The following is a 4,353-nucleotide window of genomic DNA, read 5'->3' as shown; positions in this document are numbered from 1 at the left end:
GGCGAAGCCGCGGAAGGGTGAGGGGGCCTCACGCCTTCCGCTTAGTAGCTCAAGCCTCTTCTTCGAACAGCTCGGCGGCGACATCGGCATTGGCCGACAGGCGCACCTTGTCGCCTTCGACCTCGGCGACCAGGCCGCCGGGGATGTAGTGGTGATGCCCTTCATGGCTGCCCTCGGCGCCTTCGATCTGGGCACCTGCGTCCTTCTTGGTCAGCTTGATGCGATCGCCGTCGACATGGTCGACGGTGCCGACATGGACGCCGTCGGCGCCGATGACTTCCATATGCTCCTGGATTGCGCTCAGATCTGCCATGGGTCTTCTCCTGCTTGGGGTTCGCGCACCGAACGCACGCGCTCGCGAAACGATGCACAATGGCCCAAGGGACGTCTGCCATACCTAGGGATAGCCGCATGAAGCTCCGCAGCCTTTTCACCGTCGCCGCGCTCGCCCTGCTCGCCGCCTGCGCGCACCAGGTGCCGAGCGCCGTCGCACCGCAGGCACCCGGTTTCCTGCTCGGGCTGTGGCACGGCTTCATCTTCCCGGTCGCCTGGGGGCTGTCGCTGCTGTTCCCGGAGGTCGCGGTCTATGCGGTGCCGAACAATGGCGGCTGGTATGATTTCGGCTTCTTCATCGGCGTGGTGTTCCTGGGCGTCGGCGCGCAGGGTGGCCGCAAGGTCGTCTATCGCGAACGCATCGTCGTGCGCGATGGGATGAAGACCGTTCGCGGACGCGTGATCGACCAATGACCCGTACCCTCGCCATACAGGCCGGCCTCGGCATCGCTTCGGGCACGGCGGGACTGATCGTCCTCCTCCGCCCCTCGGCGGCGCGGGGGCTGCTGCGCATGCAGGCGAGCGAGGCGGCGACGTACGCGATGCGCATCGCCGGGATGATGCTGGTGGCGCTCGGCCTGTTCCTCACCGGCTTCGCGCTGGCCTTTGCGAGCGCGGGAGGGGTGGCGTGAGCACTCCGCTGTTCCTTCTGGTATCGTTCCTGCTGGGCTCGGCAAGTTTCGCGTTGCTGCTGGCAGGTTTCAAAGTGCTGGAACGGTGGGTGCCATTGGCGGCCGAGTCCCGCCTGCACCGACTTCACGAGCGGCGCGAACGTCGCTTGGCGCGCGGCCACGATCGTTACTTCGAAGAACTGCGTAGTATCGAGGCCGCGATCGCCCAGATCGACGACACGGCGGAGGAGCGAGATCCGCGCGTTTGGTACAAGCGGCCGGCAGTTTTCCTGCTGCTACCCTCGGCATGGCTCTTCGGTTTTCTCATTATCGACTTTTTCGGTCCGGCACTTGGACTCGGTACGTTGCCCGCCTGGGCGAGCGTCTACTCGCAAGGGTGGTTCATCTTGATCGGCCTTTCTTATCTGCTCGACCGCTACAACCAACCTTTCAAGAGAGCGTGGACCCGCTTGGCGGCAGGCGCTCTCTATGTCGCGTTGGGCATATTAATGCTCAGCGCCGGCCTTTCCCGTTCCAGTTTCTGATCCGGAGTACCCCCCATGTCGCTTCTCGAAGCCCGCAAGACCTACAAGCCCTTCGAATATCCCTGGGCCTATGAATATTGGAAGCGCCAGCAGCAGGTCCACTGGCTGCCGGAAGAAGTGCCGCTGGGCGAGGATTGCCGCGACTGGGCGCAGAAGCTGACCGATCACGAGCGCAACCTGCTCACCCAGATCTTCCGCTTCTTCACCCAGGCCGATGTGGAAGTGCAGGATTGCTATCACGAAAAATACGGCCGCGTGTTCAAGCCGACCGAGATCAAGATGATGCTCACCGCCTTCTCCAACATGGAGACGGTGCATATCGCGGCGTACAGCCATCTGCTCGACACGATCGGCATGCCCGAGACCGAGTACAGCGCCTTCCTCCAGTACAAGGAGATGAAGGACAAGCACGACTATCTGAGCACCTTCGGCGTCGATACCGACGAGGATATCGCCAAGACGCTGGCGATGTTCGGCGGCTTCACCGAGGGGCTGCAGCTGTTCGCCAGCTTCGCGATGCTGATGAACTTCCCGCGCTTCAACAAGATGAAGGGCATGGGCCAGATCGTCACCTGGTCGATCCGCGACGAGAGCCTGCACTGCGAAGGCATCATCAAGCTGTTCCACACCTTCTGCAAGGAACGGAACTGCATGACCCCCAGCGTGCGCGACGACATTCTGGACATGTGCCAGAAGACCGTCCGCATCGAGGACGCGTTCATCGATCTGGTGTTCGAGATGGGCCCGGTGAACGGCATGACGCCCAAGGACATCAAGAAGTACGTCCGCTTCATCGCCGACTGGCGCCTCGGCCAGCTGGGGCTGAAGCCGATCTACATGATCGACGAGCATCCCCTGCCCTGGCTCGCCCCGCTGCTCAACGGCGTCGAGCACGCCAATTTCTTCGAGACGCGCGCGACCGAATATTCGAAGGCAGCGACGCGCGGCCAGTGGAACGAGGTGTGGGACAGCTTCGACAAGCGCCGCCAGGCCAAGACCAGCACGATCGCCAACGAAGACGCGATCGAAGGCGACATGTTCGCCAAGGCGGGGATTGCCGCGGAGTAAGCGACAGAATTTGCTCGCGGCCGAGGTGAAACTCGGCCGCGGCTGACCCGTCAACTCAACATAGGAGATTGCCAGCTAACGAAGTTCGATTTGGTCTAATTGCAGGGTAACACAAGGACACGAAAGCTCCGGATCCTTGGGCAATTCAGGACGGCGGAAGAATAGACCGAAATGGCGACCAGAATCCTGAAACCCACGTACCGCGACTTATCTACGATCTGAGCGCTACCCTTCATTATCAATGAAGGACAAGCAACATGGTAAGTGCCAATATATTCCTCGACCGTCGAGGCTCATGGCAGTGGGAAGTCGTAGACGAAGACGAAATATATCTTCGTTCGGATCGACAGTTTGACTCTCAGGTGGAAGCACTAAGCAACTTGAGAGAACAAACTCACCTGCTCAATCCGACGGTTCGACTAAATTGAAAACAGCGGGCGGGAGGGCAACCTCCCGTCCGTTTTTAATTAAGCACCCAGCGCGGCGATGAACGCCCGCGCATTGGCGCCGACCTGCCCGGCGGTCATCCCCACCTTGTAGAGCGCCGAGCCCAGGCCGAAGCCCGGTGCGCCGGCGGCCTTCCACGGCGCCATCGTGTCCGGCGAGACACCGCCCACCGGCAGGATCCGCGCCTCGGTCAGCACCGCGCGCATTGCTTTCAGCACCGTCGGGCTCGCCGCTTCGGCCGGGAACAGCTTGAGCGCGGTCGCGCCCGCGTCGAGCGCCGCGAAGGCCTCGCTGGGCGTCAGGATGCCGGGCAGCGAGACGAGGCCCGCCGCCGCGCTGGCGCGGATCACGTCCAGGTTCGCGTTGGGCGAAATGATCATCGTGCCGCCGGCGTCCGCCACGGCCTGCACCTGCTCGACCTTCAGCACCGTGCCGGCGCCGATCACCGCACGGCCGGCGAAGCGCTTGGCGAGGCGCGACACGCTCTCCAGCGGCTCGGGCGAGTTCATCGGCACTTCGATCAGCGTGAAGCCGGCCGCGACCAGCTCGTCGCCAATGTCCTCTACTTCGTCCGGGGTTACGCCGCGCAGGATCGCGATCAGCGGGCAACGGGCGAAGGCGGCGTCGAATTCGGCGATGTGGCTCATGCAATCTGCTCCGCAAGTGCGAGGATTCCCGCGACGAACGCCTCATGGCTGCTGGCGATCACCGCCTCGCGCCCATGCGTACGAATCGCGGCGGCGTAGAGACCGCCCAGCATCGGGTCGGCCAGAATATGGACGGTGTCGTGCCCGGCATGTTCGAGCCGCGCGGCGACGTCGCTGCCGATCAGCAGCCCGCTGGCGAAGGCGGCAGCCTCGGCATCGTCGCGCGTGCCCAGCATCTTGGCGGCGCGGATGCCGAACAGCGACGCGGCGAGGTCGCGCTTGCGCCCCTCCTCCACCCCGGCAAGGAAGGCGGGACCGACCTCCACGTCGCCGCCCAGCTGCGCGGCCAGCAGCCCGTGCTTGCGCAGCGTGGCGAACAGCTCGCCGGTCATCGCGGTGGTGAAGTCGGCGATGCGGCCGTCCACCATCTCGACCCATTTGCAGTGCGTGCCCGGCTGGACGAGCAGCGCGTCGGCAGGCGCGAGCCCCGCCTGCACCGCACCGAGCAGCTGCACTTCCTCGCCGCGCATCACATCCGGACGCCCGGTGACCATGGTCGAGACGCCCGGCACGATCGCGCTGCGTTCCTCGACCCAGAGCAGCCCGGCGGCCAGCTCGGCGATCCCGGCCGGCGCCGCGACATAAGGCGCCGGCGCCCAGCCGATATTGGCGCCGACCATGCCCGCCATCAGCAGCGGCAGG

Annotated in this window: 7 protein-coding genes; 4 read left to right on the top strand and 3 right to left on the bottom strand. The window is 64.3% G+C overall.

The features are described 5' to 3' along the window. Nucleotides 1-49: 49 nt before the first annotated feature. Nucleotides 50-313 (bottom strand): DUF2171 domain-containing protein, encoded by a 264-nt coding sequence (locus SPI01S_RS21430; RefSeq protein WP_066727374.1) that lies wholly within the window; start codon nucleotides 311-313, stop codon nucleotides 50-52. Nucleotides 314-411: 98 nt separating this feature from the next. Here SPI01S_RS21430 and SPI01S_RS21425 point away from each other — a divergent pair, with 98 nt between their 5' ends. Genes SPI01S_RS21425 through SPI01S_RS21410 form a run of 4 tightly spaced genes read left to right on the top strand, consistent with a single transcriptional unit; the run spans nucleotide 412 to nucleotide 2,557 of the window. After that, on the top strand, nucleotides 412-747 hold the full coding sequence (locus tag SPI01S_RS21425; protein ID WP_066727372.1) for a hypothetical protein: 336 nt from the start codon (nucleotides 412-414) through the stop codon (nucleotides 745-747). Continuing rightward, the gene (locus tag SPI01S_RS21420) at nucleotides 744-965 is read left to right on the top strand and encodes a hypothetical protein (protein WP_066727371.1); all 222 of its coding nucleotides are present in this window, start codon (nucleotides 744-746) and stop codon (nucleotides 963-965) included. The genes SPI01S_RS21425 and SPI01S_RS21420 overlap by 4 nt, the downstream gene beginning before the upstream one ends. Then, the gene (locus SPI01S_RS21415; RefSeq protein ID WP_066727369.1) at nucleotides 962-1,489 is read left to right on the top strand and encodes a hypothetical protein; all 528 of its coding nucleotides are present in this window, start codon (nucleotides 962-964) and stop codon (nucleotides 1,487-1,489) included. The genes SPI01S_RS21420 and SPI01S_RS21415 overlap by 4 nt, the downstream gene beginning before the upstream one ends. A gap of 15 nt (nucleotides 1,490-1,504) precedes the next feature. Then, nucleotides 1,505-2,557 (top strand): ribonucleotide-diphosphate reductase subunit beta, encoded by a 1,053-nt coding sequence (locus SPI01S_RS21410; protein ID WP_064310348.1) that lies wholly within the window; start codon nucleotides 1,505-1,507, stop codon nucleotides 2,555-2,557. A 467-nt stretch (nucleotides 2,558-3,024) separates the two neighbouring features. Here the strand turns inward: SPI01S_RS21410 and SPI01S_RS21405 are convergent, their stop codons facing one another. Further along, nucleotides 3,025-3,651, bottom strand: a complete 627-nt coding sequence (locus SPI01S_RS21405; protein WP_066727367.1) for a 2-dehydro-3-deoxy-6-phosphogalactonate aldolase — start codon at nucleotides 3,649-3,651, stop codon at nucleotides 3,025-3,027. Beyond that, on the bottom strand, nucleotides 3,648-4,353 hold a 706-nt coding region (locus SPI01S_RS21400; RefSeq protein WP_066727365.1), incomplete at its 5' end, for a 2-dehydro-3-deoxygalactonokinase. The genes SPI01S_RS21405 and SPI01S_RS21400, both read right to left, overlap by 4 nt.

It is taken from the genome of Sphingomonas pituitosa NBRC 102491, assembly GCF_001598435.1.
GTDB lineage: Bacteria > Pseudomonadota > Alphaproteobacteria > Sphingomonadales > Sphingomonadaceae > Sphingomonas > Sphingomonas pituitosa.
The sequence above is the reverse complement of the archived record's forward strand: the minus strand, read 5'-3'. Positions and strand labels throughout refer to the sequence as shown.